Below are 16,469 nucleotides of genomic sequence, written 5' to 3'. Positions count from 1 at the left end.
AGGGTTTTGTCAAAAAACTGTCATTTCTCTCAAGTGACTGAAACGAAGAGAGAATTCCCGACCGCGCTTTGCCATCATCATCTGCAATCGGTAGCGGATGCGCCGGAAGCTGAGATAGCGCGATAAAACCTATATGGGGGCCGTATCCTGCATTTCAAGCTCGCAGCAACTGCCTGCGCGCCCAAGCTCTCCATTACTATCACGACCCGGTTGCGCTGGCCTGACGGCAAACATCGGGCCGCCAAGCCCCGCGGTACATCATCCCTTGGTGATAAGCAGCAAGATTACGAACACCGTCGGCACCGCCGCCAGCGCAGGAATGATGATAGCGGGGTAACCGAAGGCGAGAATGGCGAGCAGCCAGACGAGCAGCAGATTGACGACGAAAAGGATCTTCGCTGTGGTCGGACCGCTGACGGCCTCCTTCAGCATCCAGCCGAACACCGGCACATGATGGATCATTCGCGCAATCATCGCTTCATCCTTTCCGGGCATACACTTTATTGACTTCTGTCACCCCTATCGTCTGCGACAGGGGGCGACAATGCGGCAAAATGACGTTTGTCAGATGCAACGATGGCCTCTCCCCATGATTGCTCAGGGCACGCACCCTGGATCGGCATCGCGGCAAAAAGGATGACGCTTCTGGACATGCGCCGCGCATTGATCCTATTAGTGTGATCGTGATGGTTCCGCCAAACCGAACGGAGAGGCGGACGAAGAGGGAATACGGTGAGGACTACCCATCAGGGGCCGAAACCGTGGCTGCCCCCGCAACTGTAAGCGGAGAGTGACGTCCAGAATGCCATTGGCCGGAAACGGCTGATAAGGCGGACCGAACGAGGACCCGCGAGCCAGGAGACCTGCCATCGCACGCGCCGCGAAAGCGGCATCCACTGAAAAACCGCGCGGTGGGCGCGGACGAAAGGAATGACACATGCATATCGAAGTTGGAATCATTGATCCGGCGCGCCTCGCCCTGGCGAACGCGGCCGCCCTTGCCCTCGTGGCCGCCCAGCTCCCGGCGATCGTCAGGAACCCGCTGGTCGTGCCGAAGGCCATCCTGGCTGCTGTCGGATTCTCCGCCATGATGCAGATTTGGCACCTGCCCGTTGGCCCCTCCGAGCTCCACCTGATCGGCGCCACGACCATCTACATGCTGTTCGGCTTTGCGCCGGCCATGCTCGGTTTCGCGCTTGGCCTCGTCCTGCAGGCTGTCCTCTTCGAGCCAGGCGACATCCCGCATCTCGGCGTCAACGCTCTGTCCTTGATGGTGCCGATGATCGCCGCTCACTACAGCTTCGGCCGCCGCCTGTTCGACGCGAACATTCGCGACCGCTTCAGCCTCGGCAAGGTCCTGCGCATCGACGCCGTCTACTATGCCGGCGTTTCCGCCATGGTCGGTTTCTGGCTGATGATCTCGAACGACAGCTTTGCCGTGACCGATTGGGCAACCTGGGTCGCGGCCTACTTCCCGGTCTTCGTCGCCGAAGCCGTGATCACCTTCTCGGTCGTATCGGTAATCAAGGGCATTCGCTCGAACGGTCTTGTCTCACGCATGACCGAAGTGAACCGCCTGACCTTCGCCTGATGGCCCGCGGAGCTGTTCCGAAGGAATGAACACGAAGCGCGTGGCCTTGGGTCACGCGCTTTTTTCTTTGAAAAAGACGCCGGCTTGCGGTACCGGCCTTACAGAAGCCGCCGCGCCACAACTTCGCCCGGCTCAAAACCACGGTCCGGCTGGCACATCGGCCGTTTTGACCCGCTGATCAAAGGGTAACGCCGTTGCGCATTCTCTCCGAAGCACATTTCCCGGAACTCCCGAACTACTATCGTGGCAAGGTGCGCGAGAACTACGATCTGCCAGACGGCAGTCGCATCATCATCTCGACCGACCGGCTGAGCGCCTTCGACCGCATCCTCACCTGCATTCCCTACAAGGGACAAGTGCTGACCCAGACGGCGCGCTACTGGTTCGAGGAAACCGCCGACATTTGCCCCAACCACGTCATCACCTATCCCGACCCCAATGTCGTTGTCGGCAAGCGGCTGAACATTCTGCCGGTCGAAATCGTCGTGCGCGGCTATCTCGCCGGCACGACCGGCACCTCGGTTCTGACGCTCTACAAGAAGGGCGAGCGCGCCATGTACGGCATCACCCTACCGGACGGCCTGCGCGACAATCAGGTCCTGCCGCAGCCGATCATCACCCCGACGAGCAAGGCCTTCGATGGCGGCCATGACGAGCCGCTGAGCGCCGAACAGATCCTATCGGAAGGCCTGCTGACGCAGAAGCAGTGGGACACGGTCTCCGCCTATGCCCTGGCGCTGTTCGCCCGCGGCCAGGAAATCGCAGCGCGGCGCGGCCTGATCCTGGTCGACACCAAATACGAGTTCGGCACCGATGCCGAGGGCAACATCCTGCTCGCCGACGAGATCCACACCCCGGACAGCAGCCGCTACTGGATTGCCGACAGCTATCAGCAGAGCTTCGAGAAGGGTGAGCGTCCGGCAAGCTTCGACAAGGATTTCGTCCGGTCCTGGGTCGCTGAGCGCTGCGACCCCTACAAGGACGAGATCCCGGAAATCCCGCTCGAACTGGTCGAGGAAACCTCCAAGGTCTATATAAAGGCCTACGAGACCATCACCGGGCTTCAGTTTGTGCCGGACGACCGTTGCGAGACACCGCGCGACCGCGTTCGCATGAACCTCGCCCCCTACTTCCCAAGGAGCTGACCGACCGTGCCAATCGCGCGCGAAAGGGCAAGATCAACCAAGGCCGACGCATCGCGCGAAGGCGGCGCGCCCTCAGCGGCACGGCGGCACCGCCGGCCAGCCGAGGAGACGCGCGAGGACATCCTCAACACAGCCGAACACCTCTTTCGCACCCGAGGCTATGGCAGTGTGGCCATCGCCGACATTGCCAACGCGCTTGGCATGTCGCCCGCCAATGTGTTCAAGCACTTCGGTTCGAAAACAAACCTGGTCGACGCCATTTCGGCCCGCCATGTCGAGAAGATGATTGACCGCCTCGGCGGCTATGACGCTGCGAAGGCGGCGCCGGAACGTCTCCTCGAAGCTCGTCAAGCAGTTGATGGAAAGCCACTTGCGTGACCTGGAGGAAAATCCGCACCTTTTTGAAATGGTCCTCCTGACAGCCCAAAACGACCTGCAATGTGGCCATCGTTACAGGGACATGCTCCTCGCGGATCTGACGGCCATCGTTGAAGACGGAATTGCAGAAGGCATCTACAAGGTGAGCGACAGCCGCAAGGCGGCGAGTTCGGCATTTTTTGCCCTCGCCTGTGTTCTGCATCCCGTGATGATCGCAAATGAGAAGGCTGACATATTGGCAACACGCTGCGAAGATGTTGTCTCCCTTATCAATGCCGCACTGCAAAGCCCCCTTGCAAAGTGACGATAACTCGAATACGTCACTTTGCAATCGATCTTGAGTTTTTATCCCATTGCCCAGTCAGGCGCTTGGTCCGGTAATTAACAGGAGTTAATTTCCACGGCTGCCCCTCATGCTGGAGCACTGGATTTGCTCCGCCCAACTGATGACCCGGAAAAGACAATGAAAAGACACCTCAAGCTGACCGCAGCGCTTTTGGCACTCTCCGCCATTCTGGTGGGCTGCAACGATGCAGACACCGCAAGCAAGGCGCCGGCCGGAGCCGGCGCTGGTACTGAACGCCCGCCGTCGCCGGTCAGCGTTCTCATCATGAAGAAGGCGGAGCAACCTCTGACCACGCTATTGCCTGGACGAGCGGCAGCATTCCAAGTCGCAGAGATCCGCCCGCGCGTCAGCGGCATCATCAAGGAAATTTCGTTCAAGGAAGGCAACCAAGTGAAGGAGGGTGCCCTCCTCTATAAGATCGAGGATGACACCCATCGCGCCCAGGTCGCCCAGGCGCAGGCGAGTCTGGCAAAGGCCGAAGCCAGCATTCCGAGCGCGGAGGCCAATCTTGCCCGCTACGAGCGGCTGGTCGGCAGCGGTGCGACGCAGATTGAATTCGAGAATGCGAAGGTCACCCTGCTTCAGGCTAAGGCCAATGTCGCCGAGGCCAAGGCAGCCCTGAACGCCGCGCAGATCAACCTCGACCTCACGGAAATCCACGCACCCTTCGAAGGCGTGACAAGCGCGTCGAAATTCTCGATCGGCAATGTCGTGACGGCAAACCAGGCCGAAACTCTGACCACCTTGCGCCGCCTCGATCCGATTTATATCGAGTTGACGGAATCGAGCGCCAACCTCCTGCGCCTGAAACAGGCGATCGCCGCCGGCCAGTTGAGCAACGGCGACGAAACGGCAGATATCAAGTTGACACTCGAAGACGGCATCGAATACCCGCATGTCGGCAAGCTCGACATGTCGGAAATGGCGGTCAGCGAAACAACCGGCACCTATTCGATCCGCGCGGTCTTCGACAATCCCGACGATCTCATCTTGCCCGGCATGTATGTCCGGGCCTCCGTCACGGTGGGCAAGGAGAACGGCTATCTCATCCCGCAGCGTGCCGCCAACCGCGACGCCCGCGGCGCATTGACCGCCAAGTTCGTGAATTCCGACAACGCGGTGGAAACACGCACCTTCACCGAGAACACCGTATCCGGCAACAACTGGCTGGTCACGGAAGGAATCAGTGATGGCGACAAGCTGATCGTCGACGGCTTCCAGTGGATCGGCGATGGCGCCCCTGTGGCTCCCGTGGAAGCAACCGTCGATGACAATGGGTTCGTCGTTGAGGCGCCAAAGGCACCAGAAGCAACCCCGGCCGCAAAACCCTGAACGGTGCGCGGCAGGCAGTATCAAGGCGCTAAGGGGTAACCAATGGCCAAGTTTTTTATTCGCCGTCCAATCTTTGCCTGGGTGATCGCGATCGTGATCATGCTGGGCGGAGTTCTGGCTATTTCCACACTCTCCATCTCACAATATCCGGAAATCGCGCCGACCACGGTGCGCATCTCCGCCACCTACAACGGCGCCAGTGCCGAAACGGTGGAGAAGTCTGTCACATCGATTATCGAAGACGGCATGACCGGACTTGACGACCTGACCTACATGACTTCCTCGTCCAGCACTGGCAGGGCATCGGTAACCCTGACCTTCGGTAACAGCGTCGAACCCGACATTGCGCAGGTTCAGGTGCAGAACAAGCTGCAGCTCGTGCAGTCGCAGCTCCCGGACGTTGTCCAGTCTGCCGGCCTTTCGGTCACCCGCTCGACTTCAAGTATCCTGTTGGTGGGCGCTCTGGTTTCGACAGACGGCGCCCGCATGCCGGTCGTACTGGGCGACATTTTCTCCTCGCAGATCGAAGACCAGATCAAGCGCCTTGAAGGGGTCGGAAGCATCGAAGTCTTCGGCACCGGCTATGCGATGCGCGTCTGGCTTGACCCATTCAAGCTCAACAAGTTCCAGCTGACGCCGAACGATGTCACCAACGCCATTCAGGCCCAGAACACCCAAGTCTCGGTTGGCTCGCTCGGCAGCCAGCCCGTCGCGGCCGGCCAACAATTGAATGTGACGGTGACCGCTCAAAGCCAACTTCGATCCGTTTCGGATTTCGAATCGATTATCCTGAAGGTCGAGACCGACGGTGCGACGGTTCGCCTGAGCGACGTCGCCCGGATCGAAATCGGTCAAGAGAGCTACACCACGAACACGCGGGCAAACCGCAAACCAGCGACGGGTTTCGCGGTCAACTTGGCAACCGGTGCGAACGCCCTAGACACGGCGGATCGCGTCAAGACCGCCCTGGCGGCGATTGCTCCGACCCTGCCCGAAAACGTCATCATCACCTATCCATACGATACCTCCCCGTTCGTGAAGCTCTCGATCGAGAAAGTGGTGCACACGCTGATCGAGGCAATCGTACTCGTCTTCTTCGTTCTCCTGATCTTCCTGCAGAACCTGCGTGCGACCATTATCCCGATGATCGCGGTACCCGTCGTTCTGCTCGGGACATTCGGAATCCTCGCGCTGACCGGATATTCGATCAATACGCTCACTATGTTCGCCATGGTTCTGGCGATCGGTCTACTCGTCGACGACGCGATCGTCGTGGTCGAGAACGTCGAGCGCATCATGTCCGAAGAAGGTCTGTCGCCGCTGGAGGCGACCGAAAAATCGATGGGTGAAATCACCGGCGCGATCATCGGCATCGCCCTGGTCCTCACCGCAGTGTTTATTCCGATGGCCTTCTTCGGCGGCTCGACTGGTATCATCTATCGCCAGTTCTCCGTGACCATCGTCTCGGCAATGCTGCTGTCGGCCGTTGTGGCCATCGTGCTGACTCCGGCGCTCTGCGCCACCATGCTGAAGCCCATCGACCACACCAAGGAACGCCGAGGGCTCGGCGCGTGGTTCAATCGAAATTTTGACCGCACCACCAACGGCTATGTGTCCAGCATCGGATACCTGCTCAAGCGTCCGATGCGCGTCATGCTGATGTTCGCGGTTGTTATTGGCGGCTGCGCCTGGATCTTCATGCGTATGCCGAGCTCCTTTCTCCCGCAGGAGGACCAGGGCGTCCTGATGACGATCGTCCAGCTTCCCAACGGGGCGACGGCGGCGCGCACAGAAGAAGTCATCAAGAAGATCGAGGACTACTATCTCGAGCAGGAAAAGGACGCCATTCAGGACGTCTTTGCCGTGTCCGGCTTCAGCTTCGTTGGTCAAGGCCAGAATTATGCGCTGGTGTTCGCCAAGCTCAAGGACTTCGGTGAACGTAAGGCGCCGGAACTCGCAGCCTCCGCTGTGGTGCAGCGCGCAATGGGCTATTTCTTCACGTTGCGCGACGCCATGGTCTTCCCGCTTCAGCCGCCGGCCATCCCGGGTCTCGGCACGTCCAGCGGCTTCTCCATGTATCTGGTCGATAGCGGCAACACGGGCACCGAAGCCCTGACGGCGGCCTCAAAGCAACTCATCGGACTGGGAAGCTCCAGTCCAAAAGTCAGCTCGCTCAGATCCAACAGCCCGGATGCCGAAAGCCAGCTGAAGGTCCTGCTGGACCAGGAGAAGATGGGTGCCATGGGCGTGGACCTCGCCACTGTCAATTCGATGCTGTCGACGATCTTTGCCGGCCGGGACGTGAACGATTTCACGCTCAACAACGAATTGAAGCCCGTCTATGTGCAAGGTGACGCCCCCTATCGCATGCAGCCGGACGACCTTGGTCATTGGTATGCCCGAAATGCCGGCGGCGAGATGGTGCCGTTCTCCGCGTTCAGCCAGGTTTCCTGGGTCGGAGGTCCTCCTACTCTGGCCCGTTTCAACGGTACGAGTGCGATTTCACTGGATGGAGCTGCAGGGCCTGGCGTGAGCTCGGGCGATGCAATGGACGAAATGGAACGCCTGACGGCAAACCTCGGTGGGGGTTACTCGGTCGCGTGGCAGGGGATCTCTTACCAGGAGCGCCTGTCTGGCTCTCAGGCCCCCATGCTCTATGCTCTCTCGGTCCTGATCGTCTTCCTTTGCCTGGCCGCCCTCTATGAAAGCTGGTCAATCCCGTTCTCGGTCATCATGGCGGTGCCGGTGGGCGTACTGGGAGCTCTCGCCGCGGCGCATTTCTTCGGGCAGGCCAATGACGTCTACTTCAAGGTCGGCCTGCTCACCACGATCGGCCTTGCCGCGAAGAACGCAATTCTGATCGTTGAATTCGCCAGAGAACGCATGGATCGTGGCGCTGATCTGCTCGAGGCAACGCTGGAAGCAGCACACTTGCGCCTGCGGCCGATCATCATGACCTCGCTCGCCTTCATCCTCGGCGTCGTGCCGCTGGCGATCGCAACCGGTGCCGGCTCTGCGGCGCAGAACGCAATCGGCATCGGCGTGCTTGGCGGCATGCTGGCGGCGACCCTGCTCGGCATCTTCTTCGTACCGTCCTTCTTCGTCATCATAAGGAAGCTCACAAGCCGAGCAAAAACGAATGAGGCACTGTCATGACAGTCAATGACTTGCTAGGTTAAAAGAATATCTGCGTCGCGATTCACGAATCGCGACGCAGTTGAGGCACGGGGCGCGCGGCAACAGGTCACGAAGATCTTGAACCCTGCGTTCGACACTCTCAATGCAATCTAGGATTAGACGATGCTATCCATTCGCGTAGCCGCACCCCTCGCCCTGCTGCTGTTGTCCGGCTGTGTGACCGGTCCGGACCACACGCCACCGCAGACTCCACTTCCGGAAAAGTTCACCGAAGGCGGCAAGAGAAGCAATGGCGAGGTTGCCATGGCTGCCTGGTGGACCGCATTCAACGACAAGCGCCTCAATAGCCTGGTGGAACAGGGGCTCAACCAGAACCTCGACGTTCTTCAGGCTCTCGAGCGCATAGCTGCTGCGGAAGCCGGCGTCGTTGTCGCCGGCGCCGGGGGCCTGCCCTCGTTGAACCTGGCGGGCGACGAATCAATTTCAAAGTCCGGGGGCACCGGCGACTATAGAGTGCGCACCACAGATACGACTTCGACGGCCAGCGCCGGCCTGGGCGTGTCCTGGCTGCTGGATCTCTTCGGTCAATATCGCCGTGCCAAGGAAGGGGCCACTGCCTCGCTCGATGCCGCCTATGCCAGCGCGGATGTCGCCAAGTTGTCCTACCTGTCCGACCTCGTCACCTCCTATATCAATGCGCGCTATTATCAGGAACGCATCGCGATCGCCCGCAAGAACCTGGCTTCACGGCGCGAGACGCTGGATCTCACGAGTTTGCAGCTCGAGGCCGGCGCCGCATCGCGCCTCGACGTGGTGCAGTCGGAGGGTCTCGTCAACTCGACACTTGCCGACCTGCCAGGTCTCGAAACCAATTTCCGCAGATCTGCACACCGTATCGCCACGCTGCTCGGCCTGCCGGCTTCGGCGCTGATCGCCGACCTGCAGAAGGGCGCACCCCAGCCAATCGCTCGCCGCAGCGTCAATGCCGGCGTCCCGGCAGACCTCATCCGCAACCGGCCGGACATCCGCAGGGCCGAACGCGAGCTTGCGGCAGCCGTCGCCGAGATCGGCGTCGCCGAGTCACAACTTTATCCGTCGATCACGCTTGGCGGCTCGATCTCGCCCTCGTGGATTTCGACCAAGTCACTTGCCGGCAGCATTACATCTTGGTCCTTCGGTCCAAGCCTGACACTGCCGATCCTCGACGGAGGTCGTCTCAAAGCCAATGTCGACATCGCCGAATCTTCTGCCCGCGGCGCCTATCTCGCCTGGAAGGCAGCAGTGCTCAATGCCGTCGAAGAGGTCGAGAATGCCCTTGCCGCTGTCAACCGCGACAGCCGGACCGTGAGCGCACTGACAGCAACCGTCCGCTCCTATGAAGAGGCGCTGGCACTCTCAACGGCGAGTTACAAGGATGGCGCATCCTCGTTGCTTGACGTGCTGGATGCCCAGCGCTCGGTCTCGACCGCGCAGGCGAGCCTCGCCCAGGCCGTCCAGCAAATGGCAGCCGACTATGTGGCGCTTAACGTCGCCATCGGCGGCGGCTATGCCTTCGACAGGAAGGCTGGCCTGTAACAGCGATCACATCTGAAAACTTGAAACCCGCCGACCGTAGACGGTCGTCGGGTTTTTCTTTGCCAAGCGAGAGATCAAGAGGGCCGGGCGCGGCCGCGCGGGTCAGAACGTGGCGGGCGTGTTGATCCAAAGAAGCACCGTCTCGCCGTCAAAACTGTTGTGCCAGGAATGCGGTCTGCGGCTTTCGAAATAAAAGCTGTCGCCGGCATGCAACTCGAAGAAACGGTCTCCATCGAGAATGATCTCCAGGCTGCCGGACAACACATGGATGAACTCTTCGCCTTCATGCTGGTAGGCCCCTTCACTGGAAGCACCCGGTGCCAGCTGGAAGCGGTTGCACTCCATCTGGTTGCGGCCTTCGGCCAGCACCTGGACCTTTACTCCAGAGGACGTGGTCGGCCAGGTCGGCCACTTGCCGTCGCGGATCAGGGATTCCCCGCCTAGGCCCTGTTCCTGACCGCTGAGCGAAGCAAGCGTCGTGCCCAAAAACGCCGCAACGCCATGCAACGCGGTGAAGGAAAGCCCCTGTGATGTCCTCTCGAAGGTGGAAAGCTGCGACACCGAGACGCCGGTCCCCTGCGCCACAGCCTCAAGCGTCTTGCCCGCATCCCGCCGCAAGCGTCGGATCTTGAGACCGACCGGAAACTCCGTCGGCACGGCACCGTCTTCCGCATCCCTCTCGGGACCGGCTGCCTCATCCGCCGCATCCTCATCATGGAGGCTCTGCCGAATCGCCGCGGGATTGAGCCCCTTCTCGCTACGCAGCCAGGCAATCGTCTTCAAACGCTCCAACAACGCACGGTCATAAAGCCGCTGACCGGAGGGGGTCCGGATCGGCTGAATAAGGTCTTGCGTTTCCCATAGTCTAAGCGTCGAAGGGGACACCCCCGCCATCCGGGCAGCCTCAGCGATCTTGAAACGGATATCATCCATGCGGATCGAACCCTCTCAGCGCGATGTCACTGGCATGCGTGATAATTGGTACAATCCATATTGCAAGTCTACAGAAAAAATGTAGGAAATATTGCAGCCTTGCGATCGAACACAAATGGCCGACGCCCAGGGTCAACCGCTCACCAGAGGAACGAGAAAATGAAGAACTCCGAAATCGCAGTTCGCAAGAACGATGCCATCTCGCGCGGCGTCGGCATGACCACGCAGATCTATGCCGCCAAGGCCGAAAATGCCGAGGTCTGGGACGTCGAGGGTCGTCGCTACATCGATTTTGCCGGCGGCATCGCAGTTCTCAATACCGGCCATCGCCACCCGAAGGTGATCGAGGCGGTGAAGAAGCAGCTCGACTGCTTCACCCACACCTGCCACCAAGTCATGCCTTATGAGAACTATGTCGCGCTGGCCGAACGTCTGAACAAGATCGTCCCGATCGCCGGCCCGAAGAAAACCATTTTCGCCACCACCGGCGCCGAAGCCGTCGAAAATGCCGTCAAGATCGCCCGTTGCGCCACCGGCCGCTCGGCCGTCATCGCCTTCACCGGCGCCTTCCACGGCCGCACATTCATGGGCATGGCACTGACCGGCAAGGTCGTTCCCTACAAGGTCGGCTTCGGCCAGATGATGGGCGACGTTTTCCACGTGCCCTTCCCGATCGAACTGCACGGCATCAGCGTCGAGGAGTTCTCTCGACGTTCTCGACAAGCTGTTCAAGGCCGACGTTGACCCGAAGCGCGTCGCCGCAATCATTCTCGAGCCGGTTCAGGGCGAAGGTGGCTTCTACGAAGTACCGCGCGCGCTGATGAAGGCAGTGCGCGAGATCTGCGACGAGCACGGCATCCTGCTGATCGCCGACGAAGTGCAGACAGGCTTTGCCCGCACCGGCAAGCTATTCGGCATGGAGCACTATGACGTCCAGCCAGACCTGATGACCATGGCGAAGAGCCTTGCCGGCGGCTTCCCGCTGTCCGCCGTCACCGGCCGCGCCGAACTGATGGATGCACCCGGCCCCGGCGGCCTCGGCGGCACCTATGCCGGCAACCCGCTGGCGATCGCCGCGTCCCATGCCGTGCTCGACGTCATTGAGGAAGAGAAGCTCTGCGATCGCGCCAACCAGCTCGGCGGTCGTCTCAAGCAGCGCCTCGAATCCCTGCGCGCCGACATTCCACAGATCTCCGACATCCGTGGTCCGGGCTTCATGGTCGCCGTCGAATTCGCCCATGCCGGCTCGACCAAGCCGGATGCCGACCTGACCAACGCCATCCGCCTGAAGGCGCTGGACAAGGGGCTTATCCTCCTGACCTGCGGCGTCTATGGTAACGTCATCCGCTTCCTGTCGCCGATCACCATCCAGGACGAGGTCTTCAACGAAGCGCTCGACATCATCGAAGCCTCGATCCGCGAAGTTGTGGGAGAAAAGAACTAATGACCATTTCCAACATCCTGGCCTCGAAGCTCAAGGATGCTTCGCTTGCCACCGACAAGGCTCTTGTCGGCGACGAGTGGGTGTCGGCATCCGAAAGCGGCAAGACCTTTGAAGTAACCAATCCGGCGACCGGCGACGTGATCGCCGTTCTCCCCGACCTCAACAAGGCGGAGGTCGCCCGCGCGATCGAAATCGCCGACAAGGCGCAGAAGACCTGGGCGAAGAAGACCGGCAAGGAACGCGCCGGCGTGCTGCGCAAGCTCTTCGACCTGATGGTCGACAATGCCGACGACCTGGCTACCATCCTGACGATGGAAATGGGCAAGCCTTGGCCGGAAGCCCGCGGGGAAATCCTCTACGGCGCTTCTTACGTCGAATGGTTCGGCGAGGAAGCCAAGCGCGTCTATGGCGACACCATCCCCGGTCACCAGGCCGACAAGCGGATCCTGGTCATCCGCCAGCCGGTCGGCGTGGTCGGCGCCATCACGCCGTGGAACTTCCCCAACGCCATGCTGGCACGCAAGATGGCGCCCGCCGTCGCCGTCGGCTGCGCCATGGTGTCGAAGCCCGCCGCCCAGACCCCGCTCTCGGCCCTGGCGCTTGCCATCCTCGCCGAACGCGCCGGCCTGCCGCTCGGCGTCTTTTCGGTCGTCACTTCGACCGACGCCGCCATGGTTGGCAAGGAATTCTGCGACAACGACAAGGTCCGCAAGCTGACCTTTACAGGCTCGACCAATGTCGGCCGCATCCTGATGCGCCAGGGTGCCGACCAGATCATGAAGCTCGGCCTTGAACTCGGCGGCAACGCCCCGTTCATCGTCTTTGACGACGCGGACTTGGACGCCGCCGTCGAAGGCGCGATGATCTCGAAATACCGCAATGCCGGCCAGACCTGCGTCTGCGCCAACCGCCTCTACATCCAGTCCAGCGTCTATGACGCCTTCGCCGCCAAGCTTGCCGAGCGCGTCGGCCAGATGAAGGTGGGGGACGGCTTTGCCGAAGGCGTGACCACCGGCCCGCTGATCGACACCAATGCCCTGAAGAAGGTCGAGGAACACGTCGCCGACGCCGTCTCCAAGGGCGCCAAGGTGGCGCTTGGCGGCAAGCCGGCCGATCAGGGCGGCCTGTTTTTCCAGCCCACGATCCTCACCGGCGTCACCTCCGACATGAAGGTCGCCGTCGAGGAAACCTTCGGCCCGGTCGCACCGCTCTTCAAGTTCGAGACGGAAGAGGAAGTCATCAAGCTCGCCAACAACACCGAGTTCGGTCTGGCCTCCTACTTCTACTCGAAGGACGTGGCGAAGATCTTCCGGGTCGCAGAAGCGCTCGAATACGGCATGGTGGGCATCAACACCGGCCTGATCTCCACCGAGGTCGCCCCGTTCGGCGGCATCAAGCAGTCCGGTCTCGGTCGCGAAGGCTCGAAATACGGCATCGACGACTATACCGAGCTGAAATACATGTGCCTGGGCGGCATCGCCTGATCGATTGACGGATAGACAACCCCGGTGCCCCGCACCGGGGTTTTTTTGCTTGGCAAAGTGCGGTCAGAACAGCGACTGGGCAACCGTCTTGCCCAAGAGGGCCAGTGCCTCGTAGTGCGCGCCGCGCGCGCTCGACTTGCGCCAGAAGAAACCGATATGCCGCTCCCCCGCCCAGCCGTCGAGGGTCAACAGGCGGACATTCTGTTCCTTGCCGAATTCGGACCGGACATAGAGTTCCGGAAACAGGGACAGCCCCATTTCGATGGACACCATCTGCCGCAGCGCATCGAGGCTGGAGCCTTCATAGTCCTCGGCCAGCATCGCACCCGATATGCTGGCCAGTCGGCGAACATCATCTAGCAATCGGTGTCCCGGCCCAAGCGTCAGCAATCTTTCTCCCTTCAGCGCCGCGACCGGCACACGCTCGAGCCGCGCCAGTGGATGCTGCCTGGGCACCCCGAGATAGATCTTCTCATGGCAGACGGTGCGAAATGAAAAGAGCTCTTCCTGATCCGGTATCTGTCCCAGGGCGCAATCCGTTTCCCCCTCCAGCACGGCGCGTTCCAGCGGACGTGGCCGATCTTCGCGGATGTAGACCTTGAGATCCCGATGTTCCTTGTGCAACTGCGGCAGCAGATAGGGCAGGAAATAGGGACCAAAAGAAGGGACCACACCCAATCGAAGCGTCCCTCCGAGATTGCCCTTCGAACCGGCGGCCAAGGCCCGGATCTCGTCCAGACCATGCAGGATGACGCGCGCTGCGGTAATCACCTCGGCCCCCACCGGGGTCGGCGCGACCTGACCCGGCGTCCGCTCGATCAGTGCGGCGCCCAACTGCTTTTCGAGCAGAGCCACCTGCACCGAGAGCGTCGGCTGGGACACGTTGCAACGTCGCGCTGCTTCGCCAAAATGGCCCGTATCGCCCAACGCGACCAGATATTCCAACTGTCGGTGACTGGGACGATACGGCATCGTATTCTCATAGCTAAAATCTATCGATTGCATATAATCAATGAATTGGCCCAATCAAGTCCGATCGGCGATAGTTGCCTTGTAGAAAAGGAGACCGCCCATGATGCAACTGCTCAAAGCCCTCAAAGCGCGCCACGCCCTGATCGCCAACAAGATCGACGACGAGCAACGGCGCCCGCGGCCGGATGGGATCCGTGTCCGCTCCTTGAAGAAGATAAAGCTTCACTTGAAGGAACAGATCGCGATGCTGGAGCGGGCGGAAATGACAGGATCATCCAAGGGGCGGTCCATGTCCTTGCCCTTCGGCAAGCAGCTCTCGACGATACGCTAATCACAAGCACGGACGTTCGGGCGCCGTAGCCGTAGCAGCGCCAGATACGTTTGTCAGAGACCGGTAAGCGATGCTTACCGGTCTTTTTTCGGGCCTCCTGCGGGCCGTTTTTCTTTGTTTCCCAGCCATCAGGTTCAGCGTCATGACCGTCTTCACAGAGATCGCCACCGCCAATCTCCTCTCGCCACCGGTACTGTTCTTTCTCCTCGGCCTTCTTGCCACCCTTGCCGGCGCACGCCTCGCTCTTCCTGAGGGCGCAAACAAGGTGCTCGCGGTCTACCTCATACTGGCCATCGGCTTCAAAGGAGGCGCCGCCCTTTCGCTTGACGGCAAGGGCACCGAGATTCTCTGGCTGCTGCTGGCTGGCATAGCGCTCTCGGCCATGATGCCATTGATCGGCGAACGGCTGCTGCGCCATGTTTCTCACCTTGGAGCGATCGAGCGCTCTGCGGTCGCCGCCCACTATGGCTCCATTTCCATCGTCACATTCGTCGCCGCGGCAAGCGCTCTGACCGCGCTGGGGATAAAGCATGATGGCTCCATGGTCGCCGTCGCAGCAATCATGGAGACGCCGGCCATCCTGACGGGGCTTCTGCTGATCTATCGGGCGCGCGCCACAGCTGCCCGACAATCCGGAACGACAGCCCACCCACCGGGCCTGAAATCACTGCTGAGCGAGGTTTTCCTGAACCAGACCATCGTCATCCTGCTGGGCACCCTTGTCATTGGATTGATTTCGGGAAAGGCGGGCATGCAGAGCGTGGAACCCTTCCTGGTCGCCCCATTTACAGGCGCACTCTGCCTCTTCCTGCTGGATCTTGGTGCCCAGGCCGGGCGCGGATTGAGGACGGGCTGGAAAGACCTGACGCCAGGTTATCTGAGCTTTGCGGTGCTCATGCCTCTGACGGGCGCAGTGCTTGCTGGCCTGATGGCAACCAGCATAGGGCTTGCTGCCGGTAACACAGCGCTCCTGATGACGCTTGCGGCAAGCGCCTCTTACATAGCGGTTCCTGCCGCGATGCGGCTGGCGGTTCCGGAGGCCCGACCGGCAATCTCGCTCAGTCTGGCATTGGGAATTACGTTCCCGCTCAATATCCTGCTCGGCATTCCGGTCTATGTCATTCTCGCCCAGGTGATCGCTGGCCACTAGGTTTCAAACGAATGCAGAAAGCCCGGCATTCCTTTCCTGAAACACCGGGCCTCTCTCAAGCAGCGATAAGTGCGAAGATCAGCTCTTCGCGCGCTCGACATAGGAATTGTCTTCGGTCGCGATGACGACTCGAGTGCCGGCATCGATATGCGGCGGAACCAGCGTGCGCAAGCCGTTCGACAGGATGGCCGGCTTGTAGGAAGACGACGCCGTCTGGCCCTTGGTGACCGGTTCGGTCTCGACGATCTCAAGCGTCACGTGACGCGGCAGCTGGATGGCGAGCGCGATGCCTTCATGCATCGACAGGATGCAGGTCATGCCTTCCTGCAGATAGGCCTTCTGGTCGCCCATGGTCTCGACATCGACGACGACCTGGTCGTAGGATTCCGGGTTCATGAAATGGAAGCCTTCGCCGTCCTCATAGAGGAACTGGAAGTTGACGTCTTCGACGAAGGCGCGCTCGACCTGCTCGGTGGTTCGCCAGCGTTCCGAAACCTTCACGCCGTCGACGATGCGGCGCATGTTGACCTGGGTGACCGGCGTACCCTTGCCGGGATGGAAGTTTTCGGCGGTGAGAACGACATAAAGCTTGCCGTCCACATCGATAACGTTGCCCTTGCGAACCGAGGAGGCGATGACCTTGACCATTG

The 16,469-nt window shown here is 60.7% G+C and carries 12 protein-coding genes, 2 pseudogenes and 1 riboswitch; of the genes and pseudogenes, 10 read left to right on the top strand and 4 right to left on the bottom strand.

All coding sequences use genetic code 11. The annotated features are described in order from the left end of the window. Nucleotides 1-258: 258 nt before the first annotated feature. Nucleotides 259-474, bottom strand: a complete 216-nt coding sequence (locus ACWPVA_RS20870; RefSeq protein ID WP_454289487.1) for a hypothetical protein — start codon at nucleotides 472-474, stop codon at nucleotides 259-261. Nucleotides 475-670: 196 nt separating this feature from the next. Next, nucleotides 671-885, top strand: a riboswitch (cobalamin riboswitch). Nucleotides 886-937: 52 nt separating this feature from the next. On the opposite strand from ACWPVA_RS20870, the gene ACWPVA_RS20865 reads away from it, so the two are divergent. From ACWPVA_RS20865 to ACWPVA_RS20840, 6 genes and pseudogenes are all read left to right on the top strand, one after another. Further along, complete coding sequence (locus tag ACWPVA_RS20865; protein ID WP_454289486.1) at nucleotides 938-1,591, top strand: energy-coupling factor ABC transporter permease; 654 nt, start codon at nucleotides 938-940, stop codon at nucleotides 1,589-1,591. Nucleotides 1,592-1,785: 194 nt separating this feature from the next. Beyond that, a complete protein-coding gene (locus tag ACWPVA_RS20860) occupies nucleotides 1,786-2,736 on the top strand; it encodes a phosphoribosylaminoimidazolesuccinocarboxamide synthase (RefSeq protein WP_454289485.1) in 951 nt (316 codons plus the stop codon). A 120-nt stretch (nucleotides 2,737-2,856) separates the two neighbouring features. Next, a pseudogene (locus ACWPVA_RS20855) lies at nucleotides 2,857-3,418 on the top strand (TetR/AcrR family transcriptional regulator). 159 nt (nucleotides 3,419-3,577) lie between these two features. Beyond that, on the top strand, nucleotides 3,578-4,792 hold the full coding sequence (locus ACWPVA_RS20850; protein ID WP_454289484.1) for an efflux RND transporter periplasmic adaptor subunit: 1,215 nt from the start codon (nucleotides 3,578-3,580) through the stop codon (nucleotides 4,790-4,792). 42 nt (nucleotides 4,793-4,834) lie between these two features. Beyond that, nucleotides 4,835-7,948, top strand: coding sequence for an efflux RND transporter permease subunit (locus ACWPVA_RS20845; protein ID WP_454289483.1), 3,114 nt, complete (start codon nucleotides 4,835-4,837; stop codon nucleotides 7,946-7,948). Between the two features lie 144 nt (nucleotides 7,949-8,092). Then, nucleotides 8,093-9,505 carry an efflux transporter outer membrane subunit gene (locus tag ACWPVA_RS20840; protein WP_454289482.1) on the top strand — a complete coding sequence of 471 codons (1,413 nt, stop codon included), beginning with the start codon at nucleotides 8,093-8,095 and terminating at the stop codon, nucleotides 9,503-9,505. A 102-nt stretch (nucleotides 9,506-9,607) separates the two neighbouring features. On the opposite strand, the gene ACWPVA_RS20835 is transcribed toward ACWPVA_RS20840, so the two are convergent. After that, nucleotides 9,608-10,438 (bottom strand): MerR family transcriptional regulator, encoded by an 831-nt coding sequence (locus tag ACWPVA_RS20835; RefSeq protein ID WP_454289481.1) that lies wholly within the window; start codon nucleotides 10,436-10,438, stop codon nucleotides 9,608-9,610. A 159-nt stretch (nucleotides 10,439-10,597) separates the two neighbouring features. On the opposite strand from ACWPVA_RS20835, the pseudogene ACWPVA_RS20830 reads away from it, so the two are divergent. Both ACWPVA_RS20830 and ACWPVA_RS20825 read left to right on the top strand, forming a co-directional pair. Then, nucleotides 10,598-11,882, top strand: a pseudogene (locus ACWPVA_RS20830) (4-aminobutyrate--2-oxoglutarate transaminase). Next, a complete protein-coding gene (locus tag ACWPVA_RS20825) occupies nucleotides 11,882-13,366 on the top strand; it encodes an NAD-dependent succinate-semialdehyde dehydrogenase (RefSeq protein WP_454289480.1) in 1,485 nt (494 codons plus the stop codon). Before ACWPVA_RS20830 ends, ACWPVA_RS20825 begins: the two are co-directional and overlap by 1 nt. A gap of 63 nt (nucleotides 13,367-13,429) precedes the next feature. Here the strand turns inward: ACWPVA_RS20825 and ACWPVA_RS20820 are convergent, their stop codons facing one another. Then, nucleotides 13,430-14,338 carry a hydrogen peroxide-inducible genes activator gene (locus ACWPVA_RS20820; protein ID WP_454289479.1) on the bottom strand — a complete coding sequence of 303 codons (909 nt, stop codon included), beginning with the start codon at nucleotides 14,336-14,338 and terminating at the stop codon, nucleotides 13,430-13,432. 100 nt (nucleotides 14,339-14,438) lie between these two features. Here ACWPVA_RS20820 and ACWPVA_RS20815 point away from each other — a divergent pair, with 100 nt between their 5' ends. Next, the gene (locus tag ACWPVA_RS20815) at nucleotides 14,439-14,669 is read left to right on the top strand and encodes a YdcH family protein (protein ID WP_454289478.1); all 231 of its coding nucleotides are present in this window, start codon (nucleotides 14,439-14,441) and stop codon (nucleotides 14,667-14,669) included. 142 nt (nucleotides 14,670-14,811) lie between these two features. Continuing rightward, a complete protein-coding gene (locus ACWPVA_RS20810) occupies nucleotides 14,812-15,819 on the top strand; it encodes a sodium-dependent bicarbonate transport family permease (protein WP_454289477.1) in 1,008 nt (335 codons plus the stop codon). Between the two features lie 78 nt (nucleotides 15,820-15,897). On the opposite strand, the gene efp is transcribed toward ACWPVA_RS20810, so the two are convergent. Continuing rightward, nucleotides 15,898-16,467 (bottom strand): elongation factor P, encoded by a 570-nt coding sequence (gene efp, locus ACWPVA_RS20805; RefSeq protein WP_454289476.1) that lies wholly within the window; start codon nucleotides 16,465-16,467, stop codon nucleotides 15,898-15,900. Between the last annotated feature and the right edge of the window lie 2 nt (nucleotides 16,468-16,469).

Source organism: Rhizobium arsenicireducens, assembly GCF_964021225.1.
The sequence above is the reverse complement of the archived record's forward strand: the minus strand, read 5'-3'. Positions and strand labels throughout refer to the sequence as shown.

Excerpts from the sequence above, each read along its gene's own strand:
- ACWPVA_RS20870 (WP_454289487.1), bottom strand. The coding sequence starts at position 474 with ATGATTGCGCGAATGATCCATCATGTGCCGGTGTTCGGCTGGATGCTG.
- ACWPVA_RS20865 (WP_454289486.1), top strand. The coding sequence starts at position 938 with ATGCATATCGAAGTTGGAATCATTGATCCGGCGCGCCTCGCCCTGGCG.
- ACWPVA_RS20850 (WP_454289484.1), top strand. The coding sequence starts at position 3,578 with ATGAAAAGACACCTCAAGCTGACCGCAGCGCTTTTGGCACTCTCCGCC.
- ACWPVA_RS20845 (WP_454289483.1), top strand. The coding sequence starts at position 4,835 with ATGGCCAAGTTTTTTATTCGCCGTCCAATCTTTGCCTGGGTGATCGCG.
- ACWPVA_RS20840 (WP_454289482.1), top strand. The coding sequence starts at position 8,093 with ATGCTATCCATTCGCGTAGCCGCACCCCTCGCCCTGCTGCTGTTGTCC.
- ACWPVA_RS20835 (WP_454289481.1), bottom strand. The coding sequence starts at position 10,438 with ATGGATGATATCCGTTTCAAGATCGCTGAGGCTGCCCGGATGGCGGGG.
- ACWPVA_RS20825 (WP_454289480.1), top strand. The coding sequence starts at position 11,882 with ATGACCATTTCCAACATCCTGGCCTCGAAGCTCAAGGATGCTTCGCTT.
- ACWPVA_RS20820 (WP_454289479.1), bottom strand. The coding sequence starts at position 14,338 with ATGCCGTATCGTCCCAGTCACCGACAGTTGGAATATCTGGTCGCGTTG.
- ACWPVA_RS20815 (WP_454289478.1), top strand. The coding sequence starts at position 14,439 with ATGATGCAACTGCTCAAAGCCCTCAAAGCGCGCCACGCCCTGATCGCC.
- ACWPVA_RS20810 (WP_454289477.1), top strand. The coding sequence starts at position 14,812 with ATGACCGTCTTCACAGAGATCGCCACCGCCAATCTCCTCTCGCCACCG.
- efp (WP_454289476.1), bottom strand. The coding sequence starts at position 16,467 with ATGGTCAAGGTCATCGCCTCCTCGGTTCGCAAGGGCAACGTTATCGAT.